The organism is Streptomyces flaveolus (assembly GCF_000716535.1).
Lineage (GTDB): Bacteria > Actinomycetota > Actinomycetes > Streptomycetales > Streptomycetaceae > Streptomyces > Streptomyces flaveolus_A.
Genome location: NZ_JNWV01000001.1, coordinates 132,600 through 152,262 on the forward strand (window position 1 = coordinate 132,600; position 19,663 = coordinate 152,262).

General features: G+C 68.7%; 17 protein-coding genes. 9 read left to right on the plus strand and 8 right to left on the minus strand.

The annotated features are described in order from the left end of the window. Window positions 1-5: 5 nt before the first annotated feature. The 7 genes from gyrA to dnaA form a co-directional block, all read right to left on the minus strand. Window positions 6-2,600, minus strand: a complete 2,595-nt coding sequence (gene gyrA, locus OO52_RS00625) for a DNA gyrase subunit A (RefSeq protein WP_030640168.1) — start codon at window positions 2,598-2,600, stop codon at window positions 6-8. 42 nt (window positions 2,601-2,642) lie between these two features. After that, the gene (gene gyrB / locus OO52_RS00630) at window positions 2,643-4,724 is read right to left on the minus strand and encodes a DNA topoisomerase (ATP-hydrolyzing) subunit B (protein ID WP_030640166.1); all 2,082 of its coding nucleotides are present in this window, start codon (window positions 4,722-4,724) and stop codon (window positions 2,643-2,645) included. Window positions 4,725-5,120: 396 nt separating this feature from the next. Then, complete coding sequence (locus OO52_RS00635; RefSeq protein ID WP_030640164.1) at window positions 5,121-5,717, minus strand: DUF721 domain-containing protein; 597 nt, start codon at window positions 5,715-5,717, stop codon at window positions 5,121-5,123. Continuing rightward, the gene (gene recF, locus OO52_RS00640; protein WP_030640162.1) at window positions 5,714-6,835 is read right to left on the minus strand and encodes a DNA replication/repair protein RecF; all 1,122 of its coding nucleotides are present in this window, start codon (window positions 6,833-6,835) and stop codon (window positions 5,714-5,716) included. The genes OO52_RS00635 and recF overlap by 4 nt, the downstream gene beginning before the upstream one ends. Before the next feature lie 52 nt (window positions 6,836-6,887). After that, window positions 6,888-7,763 (minus strand): phosphogluconate dehydrogenase (NAD(+)-dependent, decarboxylating), encoded by an 876-nt coding sequence (gene gnd / locus OO52_RS00645; protein ID WP_030640160.1) that lies wholly within the window; start codon window positions 7,761-7,763, stop codon window positions 6,888-6,890. Window positions 7,764-7,992: 229 nt separating this feature from the next. Next, window positions 7,993-9,123, minus strand: coding sequence for a DNA polymerase III subunit beta (gene dnaN, locus OO52_RS00650; RefSeq protein WP_030640159.1), 1,131 nt, complete (start codon window positions 9,121-9,123; stop codon window positions 7,993-7,995). A 977-nt stretch (window positions 9,124-10,100) separates the two neighbouring features. Beyond that, window positions 10,101-12,005, minus strand: a complete 1,905-nt coding sequence (dnaA, locus tag OO52_RS00655; protein ID WP_078864536.1) for a chromosomal replication initiator protein DnaA — start codon at window positions 12,003-12,005, stop codon at window positions 10,101-10,103. Window positions 12,006-12,379: 374 nt separating this feature from the next. Between dnaA and rpmH the strand changes: the two genes are divergently transcribed. The 9 genes from rpmH (at window position 12,380) to OO52_RS00695 (ending at window position 19,248) form a co-directional block, all read left to right on the plus strand. Next, entirely contained in the window at window positions 12,380-12,517 is a 138-nt protein-coding gene (gene rpmH / locus OO52_RS46710) for a 50S ribosomal protein L34 (protein ID WP_003956500.1), read from the plus strand. Window positions 12,518-12,538: 21 nt separating this feature from the next. Continuing rightward, a complete protein-coding gene (gene rnpA, locus OO52_RS46715) occupies window positions 12,539-12,910 on the plus strand; it encodes a ribonuclease P protein component (RefSeq protein WP_078611778.1) in 372 nt (123 codons plus the stop codon). Then, a complete protein-coding gene (gene yidD / locus OO52_RS00665) occupies window positions 12,907-13,281 on the plus strand; it encodes a membrane protein insertion efficiency factor YidD (protein WP_030640154.1) in 375 nt (124 codons plus the stop codon). Before rnpA ends, yidD begins: the two co-directional genes overlap by 4 nt. 3 nt (window positions 13,282-13,284) lie before the next feature. Then, the gene (yidC, locus tag OO52_RS00670; RefSeq protein WP_030640152.1) at window positions 13,285-14,556 is read left to right on the plus strand and encodes a membrane protein insertase YidC; all 1,272 of its coding nucleotides are present in this window, start codon (window positions 13,285-13,287) and stop codon (window positions 14,554-14,556) included. 15 nt (window positions 14,557-14,571) lie between these two features. Continuing rightward, window positions 14,572-15,084, plus strand: coding sequence for a protein jag (locus tag OO52_RS00675; protein WP_030640151.1), 513 nt, complete (start codon window positions 14,572-14,574; stop codon window positions 15,082-15,084). A gap of 117 nt (window positions 15,085-15,201) precedes the next feature. Further along, window positions 15,202-15,918: a 16S rRNA (guanine(527)-N(7))-methyltransferase RsmG gene (gene rsmG / locus OO52_RS00680; protein ID WP_030640149.1), complete on the plus strand. Its 717-nt coding sequence runs from the start codon at window positions 15,202-15,204 to the stop codon at window positions 15,916-15,918. A 319-nt stretch (window positions 15,919-16,237) separates the two neighbouring features. After that, window positions 16,238-17,311, plus strand: coding sequence for a ParA family protein (locus OO52_RS00685; RefSeq protein ID WP_078629610.1), 1,074 nt, complete (start codon window positions 16,238-16,240; stop codon window positions 17,309-17,311). Beyond that, window positions 17,308-18,408, plus strand: a complete 1,101-nt coding sequence (locus OO52_RS00690; protein WP_030640146.1) for a ParB/RepB/Spo0J family partition protein — start codon at window positions 17,308-17,310, stop codon at window positions 18,406-18,408. Before OO52_RS00685 ends, OO52_RS00690 begins: the two co-directional genes overlap by 4 nt. A gap of 222 nt (window positions 18,409-18,630) precedes the next feature. Then, on the plus strand, window positions 18,631-19,248 hold the full coding sequence (locus OO52_RS00695) for a GNAT family N-acetyltransferase (protein WP_030640145.1): 618 nt from the start codon (window positions 18,631-18,633) through the stop codon (window positions 19,246-19,248). Window positions 19,249-19,314: 66 nt separating this feature from the next. On the opposite strand, the gene trxA is transcribed toward OO52_RS00695, so the two are convergent. Continuing rightward, window positions 19,315-19,647, minus strand: a complete 333-nt coding sequence (gene trxA / locus OO52_RS00700; RefSeq protein WP_030640144.1) for a thioredoxin — start codon at window positions 19,645-19,647, stop codon at window positions 19,315-19,317. Between the last annotated feature and the right edge of the window lie 16 nt (window positions 19,648-19,663).

A 19,663-nucleotide genomic window follows, 5' to 3' on the forward strand; every position in this document is an offset into this window, starting at 1 on the left:
TCGTGCTACTCGGCCGAGGGTGCCTCACCCTCGTCCGTGCCGGTGGTCGCGGCACCCTCGGCGGTCTCGTCCACGGCCACGTCGCCGTCGACTTCCTCCGCCTCGCGCCCCGCTTCGGCGTTACGTGCGATACCGACGACGGCATCGCGCTTGCCCAGATTGATCAGTTGGACGCCCATGGTGTCACGGCCCGTCTCCCTGACCTCGCTGACTCGCGTGCGAATCACACCGCCGGAGAGGGTGATCGCGAGGATTTCGTCGTTCTCCTCGACGATCAGCGCGCCGACGAGCGAACCACGGTCCTCCACGATCTTGGCGGCCTTGATGCCGAGGCCGCCGCGACCCTGGACGCGGTACTCGTCGACGGCGGTCCGCTTCGCGTACCCACCGTCGGTGGCAGTGAACACGAACGTACCGGGTCGCACCACATTCATCGAGAGAAGCTCGTCGCCCTCACGGAAACTCATCCCCTTGACGCCGGAGGTGGCGCGGCCCATCGGGCGCAGGGACTCGTCCGAGGCGGTGAACCGGATCGACTGCGCCTTCCTGCTGATCAGCAGCAGATCGTCGTCCGCCGAGACCAGCTCGGCGCCGATCAGCTCGTCGTCCGAACCGTCCTCGCGCTCCCGCAGGTTGATCGCGATGACACCGCCGGAGCGGGGCGAATCGTAATCCTTCAGTGGCGTCTTCTTGACCAAGCCCGACTTGGTGGCCAGCACCAGGTAGGGCGCCGCCTCGTAGTCACGGATGGCCAGGATCTCGGCGATCGCCTCGTCCGGCTGGAAGGCGAGGAGGTTCGCCACGTGCTGGCCGCGCGCGTCCCGGCCGGCCTCGGGCAGCTCGTACGCCTTGGCCCGGTACACCCGGCCCTTGTTGGTGAAGAACAGCAGCCAGTGGTGCGTGGTGGAGACGAAGAAGTGGTCGACGATGTCGTCTTCCTTCAGCTTCGTGCCGCGCACGCCCTTGCCGCCGCGCTTCTGCGCCCGGTAGTCGTCCGTCTTCGTCCGCTTGACGTAGCCGCCGCGCGTGACGGTGACGACGATGTCCTCCTCGGCGATCAGGTCCTCGATGGACATGTCGCCCTCGTACGGGATCAGCTTGGTCTGGCGGTCGTCGCCGTACTTCTCGACGATCGCTGCCAGCTCCTCGCTGACGATCCCGCGCTGGCGCACCGGCGAGGCGAGGATCTGGTTGTACTCGTTGATCTTCGCCTGGAGTTCGTCGTGCTCCTGGACGATCTTCTGCCGCTCCAGGGCCGCCAGCCGGCGCAGCTGCATCTCGAGGATGGCGTTCGCCTGGATCTCGTCGATCTCCAGGAGGTCCATCAGGCCGCCGCGCGCGATCTCGACGGTCTCACTGCGCCGGATCAGCGCGATGACCTCGTCGATGGCGTCCAGGGCCTTCAGCAGACCGCGCAGGATGTGGGCGCGCTCCTCGGCCTTGCGCAGCCGGAACCGGGTCCGGCGGACGATGACCTCGATCTGGTGCGTCACCCAGTGGCGGATGAACGCGTCCAGGGACAGCGTGCGCGGCACGCCGTCGACCAGCGCCAGCATGTTGGCGCCGAAGTTCGTCTGCAGGTCCGTGTGCTTGTACAGGTTGTTCAGCACGACCTTGGCGACCGCGTCCCGCTTGAGGACGATCACCAGGCGCTGGCCCGTACGGGACGACGTCTCGTCACGGACGTCCGCGATGCCGCCGATCTTGCCGTCCTTCACCAGGTCGGCGATCTTCTGCGCCAGGTTGTCCGGGTTCACCTGGTACGGCAGCTCGGTGACCACGAGGCACTGGCGGCCCTGGATCTCCTCGACCTCGACCACCGCGCGCATCGTGATGGAGCCGCGGCCGGTCCGGTACGCCTCCTCGATGCCCTTGCGGCCCACCACCAGGGCGCCGGTCGGGAAGTCGGGGCCCTTGATGCGCTCCATGAGCGCGTCGAGCAGCTCCTCGTGCGAGACCTCGGGGTTCTCCAGGTACCACTGGGCGCCGGCCGCGACCTCGCGCAGGTTGTGCGGCGGGATGTTGGTCGCCATGCCGACCGCGATGCCGGCCGAGCCGTTGATCAGCAGGTTCGGGAAGCGGGCCGGCAGGACGGTCGGCTCCTGGGAGCGGCCGTCGTAGTTGTCCGTGAAGTCGACGGTCTCCTCGTCGATGTCCCGGACCATCTCCATCGACAGCGGCGCCATCTTGCACTCGGTGTAGCGCATCGCCGCCGCCGGGTCGTTGCCCGGGGAGCCGAAGTTGCCGTTGGAGTCCACCAGCGGCATCCGCATCGACCACGGCTGGGCGAGGCGCACCAGGGCGTCGTAGATGGAGGAGTCGCCGTGCGGGTGGTAGTTGCCCATGACGTCGCCGACGACACGGGCGCACTTGTAGAAGCCGCGCTCGGGGCGGTAGCCGCCGTCGTACATCGCGTACAGCACACGGCGATGGACGGGCTTGAGGCCGTCCCGGACGTCGGGCAGCGCACGGGACACGATGACGGACATCGCGTAGTCCAGGTACGAGCGCTGCATCTCCGTCTCGAGCCCGACGGGCTCGACACGCATCACGAGTTCGCCGCCCTCTTCCGGGGTGACGGGAGTGTTCTCGTCGGCCATTGCTGGTGAAGATCCTTCCTGGTGCGGTCAGCTGAGACCGACTCAGATGTCGAGGAAGCGGACGTCCTTGGCGTTGCGCTGGATGAACTGGCGACGGGCCTCGACGTCCTCGCCCATGAGGACCGAGAACAGGTCGTCGGCCTGGGCGGCGTCGTCCAGGGTGACCTGGCCGAGGACCCGGTGCTCCTGGTCCATGGTGGTCACGCGCAGCTCCTCGGCGTTCATCTCGCCGAGACCCTTGAAGCGCTGGATCGAGTCCTCGCGGACGCGCTTGCCACGCTGCCGGCCCATCTCGATCAGCGCGTCGCGCTCGCGGTCCGAGTAGGCGTACTCCACGTCGTCACGGCCCCACTTGATCTTGTACAGCGGGGGACGGGACAGGTACACGTGCCCGGCCTCGACCAGCGGCCGCATGAAGCGGAACAGGAAGGTCAGCAGCAGGGTGCTGATGTGCTGGCCGTCGACGTCGGCGTCCGCCATCAGGATGATCTTGTGATAGCGGAGCTTCTCGATGTCGAAGTCCTCGTGCACACCCGTGCCGAAGGCCGAGATCAGCGCCTGGATCTCCTGGTTCTGCAGGATCTTGTCGATCCTGGCCTTCTCCACGTTCAGGATCTTGCCGCGGATCGGGAGGATCGCCTGGTACTGCGGGTTCCGGCCGGACTTGGCCGAGCCGCCGGCGGAGTCACCCTCGACGATGAAGATCTCGCACTTGGCCGGGTCGTTGGACTGGCAGTCGGCCAGCTTGCCGGGCAGCGACGCCGACTCCAGCAGACCCTTGCGGCGGGTCAGGTCACGGGCCTTGCGGGCCGCCACGCGCGCGGTGGCCGCCTGGATGCCCTTGCGGATGATGTCCGCGGCCTCGACCGGGTTGCGGTCCAGCCAGTCGTTCAGGTGCTCGTAGACCGCCTTCTGCACGAAGGTCTTGGCCTCCGTGTTGCCCAGCTTGGTCTTCGTCTGGCCCTCGAACTGAGGCTCGCTCAGCTTGACCGAGATGATCGCCGTCAGACCCTCACGGATGTCGTCACCGGTGAGGTTGTCGTCCTTCTCACGCAGCAGCTTCTTGTCGCGCGCGTACTTGTTGATGAGCGACGTCAGCGCGGCCCGGAAGCCCTCTTCGTGCGTACCGCCCTCGTGCGTGTGGATGATGTTCGCGAAGGAGTACACGCCCTCGGTGTAGCCGCTGTTCCACTGCATGGCGACCTCGAGGGACAGGCTCTTGTCCTTGTCCTCGGCCTCCAGCGAGACGACCGTCGGGTGCACCGCCTCTCCCTTGCGGGAGTTGAGGTACTTCACGAAGTCGACGATGCCGCCCTCGTAGTGGTACGTGACGGTCTTGACCTCGGCCTTCTCGTCCGCACCCGCCTCGTCCGCGCCGCTCGTGGCCTTCGCCGACTCGCGCTCGTCGGTGAGCCGGATCGTCAGGCCCTTGTTGAGGAACGCCATCTCCTGGAAACGCCGGGACAGCGTCTCGAAGGAGTACTCGGTGGTCTCGAAGATCTCCGGGTCGGCCCAGAAGGTGACCGACGTGCCGGTCTCCTCCGTCGCCTCGTGCTTGACCAGCGGCGCCGTCGGGACGCCCATCTTGTAGTCCTGCGTCCAGCGGTGGCCGTCGGTCCGCACCTCGACCGCGACCTTCGTGGACAGCGCGTTCACGACGGACACACCGACACCGTGCAGACCGCCGGAGACGGCGTACCCGCCGCCACCGAACTTGCCGCCCGCGTGCAGCACGGTCAGCACGACCTCGACGGCCGGCTTGCCCTCCGAGGGCACGATGCCCACCGGGATGCCACGGCCGTTGTCGACGACGCGGACGCCGCCGTCGGCGAGGATCGTCACGTCGATGGTGTCCGCGTAGCCGGCCAGCGCCTCGTCGACCGAGTTGTCGACGACCTCGTACACCAGGTGGTGCAGACCGCGCTCGCCCGTGGAGCCGATGTACATGCCGGGCCGCTTGCGGACCGCGTCCAGCCCTTCGAGCACGGTGATGGCGCTGGCGTCGTAGGACGCGGAGGCCGCTGCGGACTCCGTGGCCTCGGCGTTGACGCTGGCGTCGGTGGACGGAATGTTCTCGTTGGGGTTGCCGGAATCGGCCACGAAGCGCCCTTTCTGGCACAGCACGAGCCGGGCTCGTCGGCAGGTTGCCGGAGCGGCTGCGGCATGTTGCGTTGGTAAGCCTTGATCAGCGTTGCTCAGCTTTTCCCGGGCGGTCCCCACGTTGGGGCGGGATTGTCTCCCAGTCTACCGGTAGCACTGACATCGATGGGGGTTTGCGGGCACCTGAGCCCCCATGTGCCGCCCTCAACCGGTCTCCGCCGGGTACCGATATACGGAAGGGGGCTCCGAGGGGCTCACAGCGGCACTCAGCGCTTCGAGCCGTCAACCCGTGGCTACCGGCGGGTCAGATGGCGGTCCGAGGCCGATCGCCGGGGGTTCCGGAACGCTCCACGGCGGTGATCCACACCTGTGGACGGGCGCACGACAGCACGCCGGACCAGGCGCCCGACGTGAGGTACATCACCCGTAGGTGTCACCGGGTCCGGTGCTCCCCGGAGCCCGCAGCGGGCCGTAGCGGCGGGGCTGGCCGCCCGGATTGAGCACCTTGATCATCCGTACGCTGCCGTGCCCGAGGTCCTCGTTGATCCGTGCCACCAGGGTGGGGGCCAGCACCCGCAGCTGGGTCGCCCAGGCCGTCGAGTCGCACTGGACGGTCAGCACCCGCTCGTCCTCGTCGTACCGCTGGGGCACACAGTGCTTGGCCAGGTCCTCGCCGACGATCTGCGGCCAGCGGCCCATCACCCCGCCCACCGCGGCCGGCTTCTCCCAGCCGCGCTCGGTGATCAGCCGGTTGATGGCCGCGCCCAGCGCCATCGGGTCGCGTCCGTCGGCGCCCGCGCCGGAGCGCAGCCCGCCGCCGCGCCGCGCCTGCTTCTTCTGCCGCGCCGCGTCCCCACGCGCGCGTGCCTGTTCCTTCGCCGCGCGCAACGCCACGCGCGCGAGGTCGACGCCGGAGGGATCGTCGGTGCTCCGGGCGCTCGTGTCCCTGGGCTGCGTGTTCCGGGGGCTCGTGTTCCGGGGGTCCGGGGTGCTCGGGAGCGGCTCTTCGCTGCTCATACGCGCTCCACCGTCCCGCCGGCCACCGTGTACCGCGCGCCGGCCAGCACCTGGGGTACGTCGTCGTCCACGGCGGCGGTGACCAGCACCTGCTCGCCGGGCGCGACCAGCTCCGCCAGCCGCTCCCGGCGGCGGGCGTCCAGCTCGGCGAAGACGTCGTCCAGGATCAGCACCGGCTCGTTGCCCTCGGCACGCAGCAGGTCGTATGAGGCCAGCCGCAGCGCGAGGGCGTAGGACCAGGACTCCCCGTGCGAGGCGTACCCCTTCGCGGGCAGCTCACCGAGTTTGAGAAGCAGGTCGTCCCGGTGCGGTCCCACCAGGGTGACGCCCCGCTCGATCTCCTGCTTGCGCGCCTCCGACAGGGCCGCCGTCAGCTGGACGTAGAGGTCCTCGCGCGTGTGCGCCTCGCCGGCCGCGGACGGCTTGTACTCCAGTGCGACCGGACCGCCGCCGGGAGCGAGCTGTTCGTACGCCTTGTCGGCGAGCGGCCGCAGCGCGGCGATCAGATCCATCCGCTGGGCGAGCAGCTCCGCGCCCGCGCGCGCGAGATGCTGGTCCCACACGTCGAGCGTGGACAGGTCCATGGACCGCCCACCGTGCCGACGGGCCAGCGCGGCCGTCTTCAACAGGGTGTTGCGCTGCTTGAGGACCCGCTCGTAGTCCGAGCGCACACCCGCCATCCGCGGGGACCGCGCGGTGATCAGCTCGTCCAGGAACCGCCGCCGCTCGCCAGGGTCGCCCTTGACGAGCGCGAGGTCCTCGGGCGCGAACAGCACGGTCCGTACGATCCCCAGCACATCCCGCGGCCTCACCTGCGAGGACCGGTTGATGCGGGCGCGGTTGGCCTTGCCCGGGTTCAACTCCAGCTCGATCAGCTGCTGCCGGTCGCCCTGCCGGACCTGCGCCCGTACGACCGCCCGCTCGGCGCCCATGCGGACCAGGGGGGCGTCGGAGGCCACCCGGTGGCTGCCGAGGGTCGCCAGGTACCCGACCGCCTCCACGAGGTTGGTCTTGCCCTGCCCGTTGGGGCCGACGAAGGCGGTGACGCCCGGGTCGAGCGGGACCTCGGCCCGGACGTACGAGCGGAAGTCGGCGAGCGACAGATGCGTGACGTGCATGGCGGTACCGCCGACCTCCCTCGGGGTGTGGATCGCGGAGCGACCCTGTGGATTACTTCTTCTCCACCGCGTGACCGCCGAACTGGTTGCGCAGCGCGGCGATCATCTTCATCTGCGGCGAGTCCTCCTGCCGGGAGGCGAACCGCGCGAACAGCGACGCGGTGATCGCCGGCAGCGGCACCGCGTTGTCGATCGCGGCCTCCACAGTCCAGCGTCCCTCACCCGAGTCCTGTGCATAACCGCGCAGACCCTCCAGGTGCTCGTCCTCGTCGAGGGCGTTCACCGCGAGGTCCAGCAGCCAGGAGCGGATGACCGTGCCCTCCTGCCAGGAGCGGAAGACCTCACGGACGTCCGTGACGGAGTCGACCTTCTCCAGCAGCTCCCAGCCCTCGGCGTAGGCCTGCATCATGGCGTACTCGATGCCGTTGTGGACCATCTTCGCGAAGTGGCCCGCGCCGACCTTGCCCGCGTGCACCGAACCGAAGTCGCCCTCCGGCTTCAACGCGTCGAAGACCGGCTGCACCTTGGCGACGTGCTCGGCGTCGCCGCCGTACATCAGCGCGTACCCGTTCTCCAGGCCCCAGACGCCGCCGGAGACACCGCAGTCGACGAAACCTATGCCCTTGGCGGCCAGCTCCTCGGCGTGCCTCTCGTCGTCCGTCCAGCGGGAGTTGCCGCCGTCCACGACCACGTCGCCGGGCGCCAGCAGCTCGGCGAGCTGGTCGATGGTCGACTGGGTGGGCTCGCCTGCCGGGACCATCACCCAGACCACGCGCGGGCCCTCGAGCTTGCCCACAAGCTCTTCCAGGCTGTGGACGTCCGCGACGTCCGCGTTGCGGTCGTATCCGATGACGGTGTGGCCCGCGCGGCGGATCCGCTCGCGCATGTTGCCGCCCATCTTGCCGAGGCCGACGAGACCGAGCTCCATCAGTTGTGTTCCTTAGGTCGCTGTGTGGCGTGAGAGGCACGGAGTGCCGAGCCGAGCCTAAACCCGGACGCTCATGCACAGCTGTGGGCATAGCCGCTCACCTGCGGGAACCGTCCTGTCCGCGGAGTCAGGCCGTCATGGCCGCGCGGCCGGCGACGACCCGGCCCGGCTGTGCACGGTGCCGGGCGCCCCTACGGAACCCGGCACCGTGCACAGCTGTGGACGACGATCAGCCGCTGAGCCGCACCGGCATGATCAGGTACTTGTAGGCCTCGTCGGCCTCCGCGTCCACCGCCGGCTTGCCGCTCAGCAGCGCCGGCTTCGTGGAGGTGGTGAACGACAACTGCGCCACCGGCGAGTCGATCGCGCTCAGACCGTCCAGCAGGAACGTCGGGTTGAAGGCGATGGAGATGTCGTCGCCGTCCAGCTGGGCGTCGACCCTTTCCACAGCCTGTGCGTCGTCACTCGACCCGGCCTCCAGGATCAGCACACCCTGCTCGAAGCTCAGCCGCACCGGGGTGTTCCGCTCGGCGACCAGCGCCACACGCTTCACGGCCTCCACGAACGGCGCGGTCTCGATCACGGCGACGGAGTTGAACTCGGTCGGGAACAGCGTCCGGTACTTCGGCAGGTCGCCTTCGAGCAGCCGCGTGGTCGTACGCCGCCCGGCGCCCTCGAAACCGATCAGGCCCTCACCGGCACCGGACCCGGACAGCGCCAGCGTGACGCTGTCACCGGCGCCCAGCGACTTCGCGGTGTCCAGCAGCGTCTTCGCCGGGACCAGGGCGACCGCGGACGCGTCGGGGTTCTCCGGCTTCCACAGGAACTCGCGGACCGCGAAGCGGTAGCGGTCGGTGGAGGCCAGGGTGACCGTGTCGCCCTCGATCTCGATGCGCACACCGGTGAGCACCGGGAGCGTGTCGTCCCGGCCGGCCGCGATGGCCACCTGGGAGACCGCGGCGGCGAAGACCTCGCCGGGGACGGTGCCGGTCGCGTTCGGCATCTGCGGCAGCGCCGGGTACTCCTCCACAGGCAGGGTGTGGAGGGTGAACCGGGAGGAGCCGCACATCACGGTGACTCGTACACCGTCTGTGGAAATCTCCACCGGCCGGTTGGGGAGGGCGCGGGAGATGTCGGCGAGCAGCCGGCCGGAGACGAGGACGGTGCCCTCCTCCTCGACCTCCGCCTCGACGTTCACCCGCGCGGAGACCTCGTAGTCGAAGCTGGACAGGCTGAGCTGACCGTCCTCGGCCTTCAGCAGCAGGCCGGCGAGGACAGGCGCCGGCGGACGGGCCGGGAGGCTGCGTGCGGCCCACGCCACTGCCTCCGCGAGTACGTCGCGTTCCACCCGGATCTTCACCGTAAGCCGCCTCCTGATGCTGCCGTTGCTGCTGAGTCCTCCGACTCGGTGTCACCGCCCTCTGCGACGGGCAGGACACCGGAACCAGTCTGACGCACGGCACTGACAGTAGGTGCCCGTTGGGGTCAAGTCCGACCGAGTGGCAGCCGGGCGCGAGACCGCGAGTTGTGCACAGGCCCCGCTTCGAAACGATTGCCGAGCTCTCTCTAGTCGGGAGTAGTAGTAGGGCCTGTGGATACCGTGGATAACCACGTTTGCCCAGCTCAGCACGGATATTTTGTCCACCGGCCCTGTGGGTGGAGGCGGTGGACAACCGGGGCTGTCTGTGGAGAACGGAAAGTTCTGCACACGTCGCCCACAGGCTGAGGGCAGTTCTCCCCAGCTGTGTCCCCAGGAATACCCAGGTTTCCCACACCCCAATCCGGCAGCTTCCTGTGACGGCTTTCACTCCACGCGGTGAGCGGGTGCGTCGGGTTGCCGAACAGTGGACAGCGCTGTGGAGAAGCTGGGGATCGCTGGGGACAACTGCCCCCAGCCTGTGGGCCGCCGGTGGACAACTCCGTGCACAGGCTGTGGATCTCCGAGTTGTCCACAGTCTGTGGAGATCGTTCGTCCACGATTCCACAGGCCTCTGAGCTGGGCGGAAGCCATGGGCGAGGCTGCCCTGTGGACGCAGTTCGGGACAACTCCACAGTCCCCAGGATGTGGACGGAAGAAAGTCACCGAATCTGTGGAGAGTGGCCGTAACCAGGCAAGTAATCGAACACCGGATGGCGAGCGGCCGTACCCGGGCGGCCACGGCCGGCCGCTTCGTCGGGGCCCCCGGAGCCCCGCCGTCGGCCGCGGGCGGGCGATCCCGGCCCCGTGCGGCCCGGGCCGGCAGGCGGGGCCGCACGACGAGGACACGAAGAGGCGCCCCCGGGAACTCTCTCCCGAAGGCGCCTCAGTGCCGGCGTACGACCGGCGTCGGCCGCAGGTCAGCCGTTCTTGATCCGGTTGGTCAGCTCGGTCACCTGGTTGTAGATCGACCGCCGCTCGGCCATCAGCGCCCGGATCTTGCGATCGGCGTGCATGACGGTCGTATGGTCCCGGCCACCGAACTGCGCCCCGATCTTGGGCAGCGACAGGTCCGTCAGCTCCCGGCACAGGTACATCGCGATCTGCCGCGCCGTGACCAGCTGACGGCCGCGCGAGCTGCCGCACAGGTCCTCGACCGTGAGCCCGAAGTAGTCCGCGGTCGCCCCCATGATGGCCGTCGCGGTGATCTCCGGCGTCGAGTCCTCGCCCCCGGGGATCAGATCCTTCAGGACGATCTCCGTCAGGCCCAGGTCCACCGGCTGCCGGTTGAGCGAGGCGAACGCGGTCACCCGGATCAGCGCGCCCTCCAGCTCACGGATGTTCCGCGAGATCCGGGAGGCGATGAACTCCAGCACCTCCGGTGGGGCGTTGAGCTGCTCCTGCACCGCCTTCTTCCGGAGGATCGCGATGCGCGTCTCCAGCTCGGGCGGCTGGACGTCGGTGATGAGGCCCCACTCGAAGCGGTTCCGCAGCCGGTCCTCCAGCGTGACGAGCTGCTTGGGCGGCCGGTCGCTGGAGAGCACGATCTGCTTGTTGGCGTTGTGGAGCGTGTTGAAGGTGTGGAAGAACTCCTCCTGCGTCGACTCCTTGTCCGCGAGGAACTGGATGTCGTCGACGAGCAGGATGTCCATCTCCCGGTAGCGCTTGCGGAAGCTGTCGCCCTTGCCGTCGCGGATGGAGTTGATGAACTCGTTGGTGAACTCCTCCGAGCTGACGTACCGCACCCGCGTGCCCGGGTAGAGGCTGCGCGCGTAGTGCCCGATGGCGTGCAGCAGGTGCGTCTTGCCGAGCCCCGACTCCCCGTAGATGAACAGGGGGTTGTACGCCTTCGCGGGTGCCTCGGCGACCGCGACCGCCGCCGCGTGCGCGAAGCGGTTGGAGGCGCCGATGACGAACGTGTCGAAGAGGTACTTCGGGTTCAGCCGCGCGGTCGGCTCACCGGGGCCGCTCGCCGGCGCGGGCTGCGCGGCCAGTGGCCCGGGGGCACCCGTCGCGGGCACGTCCGGGCGGCCGGGACCACCGCGGTGCACCGGCGGCTCGGGCAGCTCACGGCGGACCTGGTCGCGCTGGTCGTACTCGGCCCGGGACGGGTCGTAGTCCGCGCGCGGGCTGTCGTAGTCGCCGCGCTGCTGCTCGTACGGCGACCGGTCCATGCCCTGCGGGCGGTAGTCCTGGGACGGCGAGCCGTACGCGTCCGCGCCGGAGCCGTAGCCGTCCTGGGACGACGGCGAGGCGTACGGATCCCGTTCGGGGAAGCCGAGCCTGGGCTGCTGCCATCCGTACTCGTCCTGCCCGGGACGCGGCCAGGCACCGGGTTCGGGGCGCTGGTACTCGGAGGGGTAGGCCGGGCGGGCCGTGGGGAGCTGGTCCGGGCGGGCGGGCGGCAGCTGCTCGGCACGCGGGTCGCTGCCCGGGCGGTCGCCGCGACGGCCGTAGCCCTCGTACGGCCCCGCGGGCAGTTCCGGTTCCTCGTAGCGCGGCTTCGGCGCCTGCTGCGCGGGGGGTGCCGCGGGCGCCGGCGGTTCGCCCGCCGAGTCGTCCACGGTGATCGCGATCCGGATGGGACGGCCGCACTCCCGGCTCAGGGTCTCGCTGACGATCGGCGCGAGACGGCCTTCCAGCACGTTCTTCGCGAACTCGTTCGGTACGGCGAGCAGGGCGGTGTCCGCCACCAGCGCGAGCGGCTGGCAGCGCCGGATCCAGTGCTCGTCCTTCGCCTCGACACCCTGTCCGCGGCCCTCCCCGAGGAGCTGCTCCAGTACTCGTGGCCACACTGCGGCAAGATCGGCAGGTACGTCAGCCACAGGGCACGCTCTCTCACAGGTCCCACGAACGTGTGGTTCAGGGACGGGTCGGGATGAAAATCAGGTCGGGCGGGGATAACGGAACGAATCGGAGTTCAGCCACGGTAGTCAGCGCGGCGGGTACGGTTCAAGTTGTTGTCCCCAGCCTGTGGATAGTGTCTCCCGGTGACCCTCGGTTTGACCGGATGGCGCAGCCCCGCGTACCGTAACCAGGTCGAGTTGTCGATGGCTGCTGCCGCCTGCCTCCGATGGGCACAGATCACGTCAGGTGATCGGGAAGCGGTGCACTCGGGCGTGACGCGAGCTACTCGTGGGCGCACGGTGACAGCCAGGACGGCACCCCGCCACTACCGATTCTTTTCTGGAGCCCCCGAGTGAGCAAGCGCACCTTCCAGCCGAACAACCGTCGTCGCGCGAAGACCCACGGCTTCCGGCTGCGTATGCGCACCCGTGCCGGCCGCGCGATTCTCGCGTCCCGCCGTAGCAAGGGTCGCGCCCGTCTGTCCGCCTGATTCCGATCAGGTCATGACGTCGTGCTGCCCACCGAGAACCGGCTGAGGCGGCGCGAGGACTTCGCGACCGCGGTACGGCGAGGTCGTCGGGCCGGACGCCCGACCCTCGTCGTCCACCTTCGAAGCGGTGCAACGGACCCGCACGCGCCTGGGGAGAGCGCTCCCCCGACGCGTGCGGGTTTCGTCGTGAGCAAGGCCGTGGGTGGCGCGGTCGTGCGCAACACAGTGAAGCGCAGACTGCGTCATCTGATGCGTGACCGAGTCGCCCTGTTTCCCCCCGGTAGCCTGGTAGTCGTACGAGCGCTGCCCGGAGCGGGCGACGCAGACCACGCACAGCTGGCCCGAGACCTGGATGCCGCCCTACAGCGGCTGCTGGGAGGGGGCGCGCGATGAAGTACCCGCTGCTGGCTCTGATCAAGCTGTACCAGTGGACGATCAGTCCGCTGCTGGGGCCGGTGTGCAAGTACTACCCGTCGTGTTCCCACTACGGCTACACGGCCATCGACCGGCACGGTGCGATCAAGGGAACGGCACTCACCGCCTGGCGCATCCTCCGGTGCAATCCGTGGTCGCTCGGCGGTGTGGACCATGTTCCGCCGCGTAAGCGCCCGCGGTGGCACGAAATGCTGCGCAACGCGTGGCGCGCACGCAGGGGCGGGCCCTCCGCCGCCGAACCGGCCACCGAAGCGAAGCCCGAGAAGCCTGCTTCCGAGCTTCCTCCGAGCCCGGCCGCAGAGACCTCGTCCCATGCCCAAGGAGCATGATTAGTGGACACGATTGCCAGCCTCTTCAGCTTCATCACAACACCCGTCTCATGGGTCATCGTCCAGTTCCACACCGTGTACGGCGCCCTCTTCGGCCCTGACACCGGGTGGGCCTGGGGCCTGTCCATCGTGTCCCTGGTGATCCTGATCCGCATCTGCCTGATCCCGCTCTTCGTGAAGCAGATCAAGGCGACCCGGGCCATGCAGACGCTCCAGCCCGAGATGAAGAAGATCCAGGAGCGCTACAAGAACGACAAGCAGCGTCAGTCCGAAGAGATGATGAAGCTGTACAAGGAGTCGGGTACCAACCCGCTCTCCTCGTGCCTTCCCATCCTGGCGCAGTCCCCGTTCTTCTTCGCCCTGTACCACGTGCTCAACGGCATCGCGTCGGGCCACACCATCGGCGTCATCAACGAGTCGCTGCTGGCCAGCGCCCGTAAGGCGCACATCTTCGGGGCCCCGCTCGCCGCGAAGTTCAAGGACGGCTCCGGCACGATCCACGCCCTGGGCGCCTCGGTCACCGACGTCCGTATCGTGACCGTGGTCATGATCGTCCTGATGTCGGCGTCGCAGTTCTACACGCAGCGCCAGCTGATGACGAAGAACGTGGACACGACGGTGAAGACGCCGTTCATGCAGCAGCAGAAGATGCTGATGTACGTCTTCCCCATCATGTTCGCCGTGTTCGGTATCAACTTCCCGGTCGGTGTCCTCGTCTACTGGCTGACCACCAACGTGTGGACCATGGGCCAGCAGATGTACGTCATCCACAACAACCCGACCCCGGGTTCCAAGGCCCAGGCCGCCTACCTGGAGCGTCTGACCAAGCACGTCACGCACCACGGCAAGGTCCGCCGCCGGAGCGAGAAGACCATCGTGAAGGCGATCGTCGCCAAGGGACGCGACCGCAACGAGTTCGAGCGCAAGTTCATCAATGCGCTGACCAAAGCCGGCCTCGCCGCCCAGAGCGACGGCACCGTGGTGAAGAGCACGGTCCATGTCGGGGCGGAGACCGAGGACGGTGCGCCCGTCGACGCCACGGCGGCCACCGCCGCCCGGCGCCAGCAGCCCAAGCGTCAGACCAAGGCCCAGCGCCAGTCCGGGCCCAAGCAGGCGGGTGAGCCCACCTCGCTGGAGAAGTCCGACGAGCCGCAGGACGCCAAGCCCGCTGCTGCCAAGCAGCCCCAGAAGCCCGGCTCCGGCACCCGCAGCAAGGCCCAGTCCGGCCAGCGCAAGGGTGGCCCGCAGCGGCCCAAGTCCCCGTCCAAGAAGTAAGAAGGAGCCCATCCCGTGACGGAAGGCACCACCTCCGCCGCTGCCGAGGGTGCAGACACCCTCACCCGCCTGGAGCAGGAGGGTGAGATCGCGGCGGACTACCTGGAGGGTCTGCTGGACATCGCCGACCTCGACGGCGACATCGACATGGACGTCGAGGCCGACCGCGCCTCCGTGTCGATCATCAGCGACACCGGCAGCCGCGACCTGCAGAAGCTGGTCGGCCGGGACGGCGAGGTGCTGGAGGCGCTGCAGGAGCTGACGCGCCTGGCGGTGCACCGGGAGACCGGCGACCGCAGCCGGCTGATGCTGGACATCGCGGGGTACCGGGCCAAGAAGCGGTCCGAGCTGTCCGAGCTGGGTGCCAAGGCCGCCGCCGAGGTCAAGAGCACCGGCGAGTCCGTGAAGCTCAATCCGATGACCCCGTTCGAGCGCAAGGTCGTGCACGACGCGGTCAAGGCCGCGGGGCTGCGCAGCGAGTCCGAGGGCGAGGAGCCGCAGCGCTTCGTCGTCGTGCTGCCCGCCTGATCGGCTCTCCCGTTCCACCGGCCCCGTCTGTTGAGCAGGCGGGGCCGAACTTTGTCAGCCTGGTAGTTCTGGTGGCCGGTGCGCGGAGCGCCGGCGCTGTACGGAAGGACGGTCCCCGTGACGGAGGCAGCGGAGCTTCCCCCCGCGCCCGAGCAGGCGCGCGAAGTGTTTGGTGATCGCTTCGCCGATGCGGTCCGCTATGCGGAGCTGCTCGCCGAGGCGGGCGTGCAGCGTGGCCTGATCGGCCCGCGGGAAGTGCCCCGTCTGTGGGAGCGGCACATCCTGAACTGCGCGGTGCTCTCCGAGGCGGTCCCCGAGGGAGTGACGGTCTGCGATGTCGGCTCCGGTGCCGGATTGCCGGGTATCCCGCTGGCCCTGGTCCGCGACGACCTGAACATCACGCTGCTGGAGCCCCTCCTGCGGCGCACCAACTTCCTCACGGAGGTCGTCGAGCTGCTCGGTCTGGATCACGTCACCGTGGTGCGTGGCCGTGCCGAGGAGGTCCTGGGCAAGCTCCCGCCGGTCCATGTGGTGACCGCCCGGGCGGTGGCCCCGCTCGACCGCCTGGCCACCTGGGGCATTCCGCTGCTGCGACCGTACGGCGAGATGCTCGCGCTCAAGGGCGACACCGCCGAGGAGGAGCTGAAGGCGTCCGCTGCCGCGCTCAGCAAGCTCGGCGCGGTGGAGACGTCCATCCTCCACGTGGGTGAGGGCATTGTGGATCCGCTGTCGACGGTGGTGCGGGTCGAGGTTGGTGAGAGCCCAGGCGGTGTCCGCTTCGCCGCCAAGCGGGCGAAGGCGGCCCGGACTGGACGGACTCGCCGACGCCGCTGATCCGTCCTGACGACGAGACGTACTCCACACAAGCTGCCAAACCTGCGCAAGCCGGAGTGTCGCGACGTTCCGGTCGCAGCCGCTGTGCATCGTGTTTCACGTGAAACGTCGCTCACTGCTGCACGGCATCATCAGTCGTGGCCGCGCCGCGGCCGAACCTCGCGACCGGAAGCCTCTCGGTTCCCTCGGAGAGGCCCCTTCCCCGGACACTCCGGCCCCATTTCCGGCAACTCCGTCCCTCTCCAGGGGTACGGAGTTGTCCACAGAGGTGGATTTCTCCACAGAAGACCAGGCCTCACTGGTTCACGACCCCGAAGACATGGGAGGCTCTGTTCATTGCGAGCCTGAAGTCGAGGAGAGTGAATCCTTGCGGTCCGACGCCAACATCGCGGGACCGATGACCGATCCGGTCCCCGGTCCCCGTACCGAGTCGATGGGGGTGGATGTTTCACGTGAAACACCGTCCCCGATGGACGACACTCCCATCGGTCGTGCGGCCCAACTGGCGGTGGAGGCTCTCGGCCGCGCCGGCGAAGGCCTGCCGCGACCGGAGCAGACCCGAGTCATCGTGGTCGCCAACCAGAAGGGTGGCGTGGGCAAGACGACGACGACCGTCAACCTTGCCGCTTCGCTGGCTCTGCACGGTGCCCGCGTCCTGGTGGTCGATCTCGACCCGCAGGGCAACGCGTCCACGGCCCTCGGGATCGACCACCACGCCGACGTTCCTTCCATCTACGACGTGTTGGTCGAAAGCAAGCCTCTCGCCGAGGTCGTCCAGCCCGTCCTTGATGTCGAAGGCCTCTTCTGCGCCCCCGCCACCATCGATCTCGCCGGTGCGGAAATCGAGTTGGTGTCCCTGGTGGCCCGGGAGAGCCGGCTTCAGCGGGCCATCCAGGCGTATGAGCAGCCGTTGGACTACATCCTCATCGACTGCCCGCCCTCGCTCGGCCTGTTGACGGTCAACGCGCTTGTCGCGGGCGCCGAGGTACTCATCCCGATCCAGTGCGAGTACTACGCGCTGGAGGGCCTCGGCCAACTCCTGCGCAACGTCGACCTGGTGCGGGGGCACCTCAACCCCGCCCTGCATGTGTCGACCATCCTGCTCACCATGTACGACGGCCGGACGCGACTTGCCTCCCAGGTCGCGGAAGAGGTGCGCAACCACTTCGGTGACGAGGTGCTACGGACGAGCATTCCCCGCTCCGTCCGTATCTCCGAGGCACCGAGTTACGGGCAGACGGTGCTGACTTACGATCCAGGATCGAGCGGCGCCCTCTCGTATCTTGAGGCCGCCCGAGAAATCGCGCTGAGGGGCATTGGCGTCAGCTATGACGCGAGCCAGGCCCATATCGGCGCTCAGAACGACCCGAACATGGTGGAGGGGATCCAGTGAGCGAGCGACGGAGGGGTCTGGGCCGTGGTCTCGGCGCACTGATCCCTGCTGCCCCGACGGAGAAGGCACCCGCTCCGGCGGCGATGGGGGGCGGAGGAACCACCTCCCCCGGAGCCGCCCCGGTGCTGACGACCGACCGAGGGGTGGCCGCGGCGAAGGTGGCCACGCTGCCGCCGGTTGCGGAGGAGACCGAGGCGGCTCCGGCGAGCCCGGCCGTCGAGGTGCCCGCGCCCCCGATGGGTGCCCACTTCGCCGAGATCCCCCTCGACGCCATCACGCCGAACCCCCGCCAGCCGCGTGAGATCTTCGACGAGGACGCGCTCCAGGAACTGGTCACCTCCATCAAGGAGGTCGGTCTCCTGCAGCCCGTCGTGGTCCGGCAGCTGGGGACCGGCCGCTACGAGCTGATCATGGGCGAGCGGCGCTGGCGCGCCTGCCGCGAGGCCGGTCTGGAAGCCATCCCGGCCATCGTCCGGGCCACGGAGGACGAGAAGCTCCTCCTGGACGCGCTGCTGGAGAACCTGCACCGCGCGCAGCTGAACCCGATCGAAGAGGCCGCTGCCTACGATCAGCTGTTGAAGGACTTCAACTGCACGCACGACCAGCTGGCCGACCGGATCGGCCGGTCGCGCCCGCAGGTCTCCAACACCCTGCGTCTGCTGAAGCTGTCCCCGACCGTCCAGAAGCGGGTGGCGGCCGGAGTGCTCTCCGCCGGCCACGCTCGGGCGCTGCTGGCCGTCGAGGACTCGGAGGAGCAGGACCGGCTGGCGCACCGGATCGTGGCCGAAGGGCTGTCGGTGCGCTCCGTGGAAGAGATCGTGACGCTGATGGGCTCGCGGCCTCAGAAGGCCTCGCGCTCCCGGGGCCCCCGGGCCGGGTCGGTGCCCTCGCCGGCGCTGAGCGAGCTGGCCACGCGGCTCTCGGATCGCTTCGAGACGCGGGTAAAGGTCGAGCTGGGCCAGAAGAAGGGCAAGATCACCGTGGAGTTCGCCTCCGCGGACGATCTGGAGAGGATCCTCAGCACGCTCGCTCCGGGCGAGAAGCTGGCCCTCCAGAAGAGCCTCCAGGAGAGCGACGGCGAGGAGACCCAGGACTGATCCTCGGGCCGTGGCGCCCCGTGGAGCAGTGGAGCGGGCCGTGTCCGGTGTGTACCGGAACACGGTCCGCTCTTTGCTTTGAGGCGGTATCGAGTGAAACCGATCGTGGATACGATGCGATCAGATAGGCCACATCCACCGGACAGCGTCTGCATCTGTGAGTGGAGAGACGGGGGCAGCCGCTCGCGATGCGGCGGGCGAAGGAAGCGAGGATCAGCCTTCATGGGGCGTCGGCTCGTGCCGCTCACACTGGACAACCTTCAGGACCTTCCCCAGCGTTGTCGTTCGTGTGTCTTCTGGGAGCTGGACCCTGTCAGCGGCGAAGCGGCGGTGAAGGGGGGCACGGCCGCGCTGGAGAAGGAATCCTGGATCTCCGCCGTTCTGCTGGACTGGGGCTCGTGCGGCCGTGTGGTGTACGTCGATGACGTGCCGGCGGGCTTCGTTCTCTACGCACCGCCGGCCTATGTCCCTCGCTCGACGGCCTTCCCCACGAGCCCCGTCTCGCCGGACGCCGTCCAGCTGATGACCGGCTTCGTCATGCCGGGATACCAGGGGCAGGGATTGGGCCGGGTGCTGGTGCAGGCGGTCGCCAAGGATCTGCTGCGCCGGGGCTTCAAGGCGATCGAGGCGTTCGGGGACTCCCGCTGGAAGGAGCCCGCCTGCATGCTGCCCGCCGAGCATCTGCTGGCGGTCGGCTTCAAGACGGTGCGACAGCACCCCACGCATCCCCGGTTGCGGCTGGAGCTGCGGTCCACGATCTCCTGGAAGGAAGACGTGGAGATGGCGCTCGACCGGCTCCTGGGAGCGGTGCAGAAGGAGCCCGCGCTGAGGCCGCTGTAGCGGAGAAGGCTCAACGCGAAGGGGCCGACCCTTGCGGGTCGGCCCCTTCATGTTTCACGTGAAACGTCACTTGGTGATGAACTCTTCGAGGTCACGGAGAAGCGCGGCCTTCGGCTTGGCGCCGACGATGGTCTTGGCAACCTCGCCGCCCTGGTAGACGTTCAGGGTCGGGATGGACATGACGCCGTACTTGGCGGCCGTGCCCGGGTTCTCGTCGATGTTCAGCTTGACGATCTCGATCTTGTCGCCGTGCTCGGCGGCGATCGCCTCCAGGGACGGGGCGATCTGACGGCACGGGCCGCACCACGCCGCCCAGAAGTCCACGAGGACGGGCTTGTCGCTCTTGAGGACATCCTCATCGAAGGAGTCGTCGGTAACAGTCTTCAGGTTGCCGGCCACGGTGGGCTCCTTACCT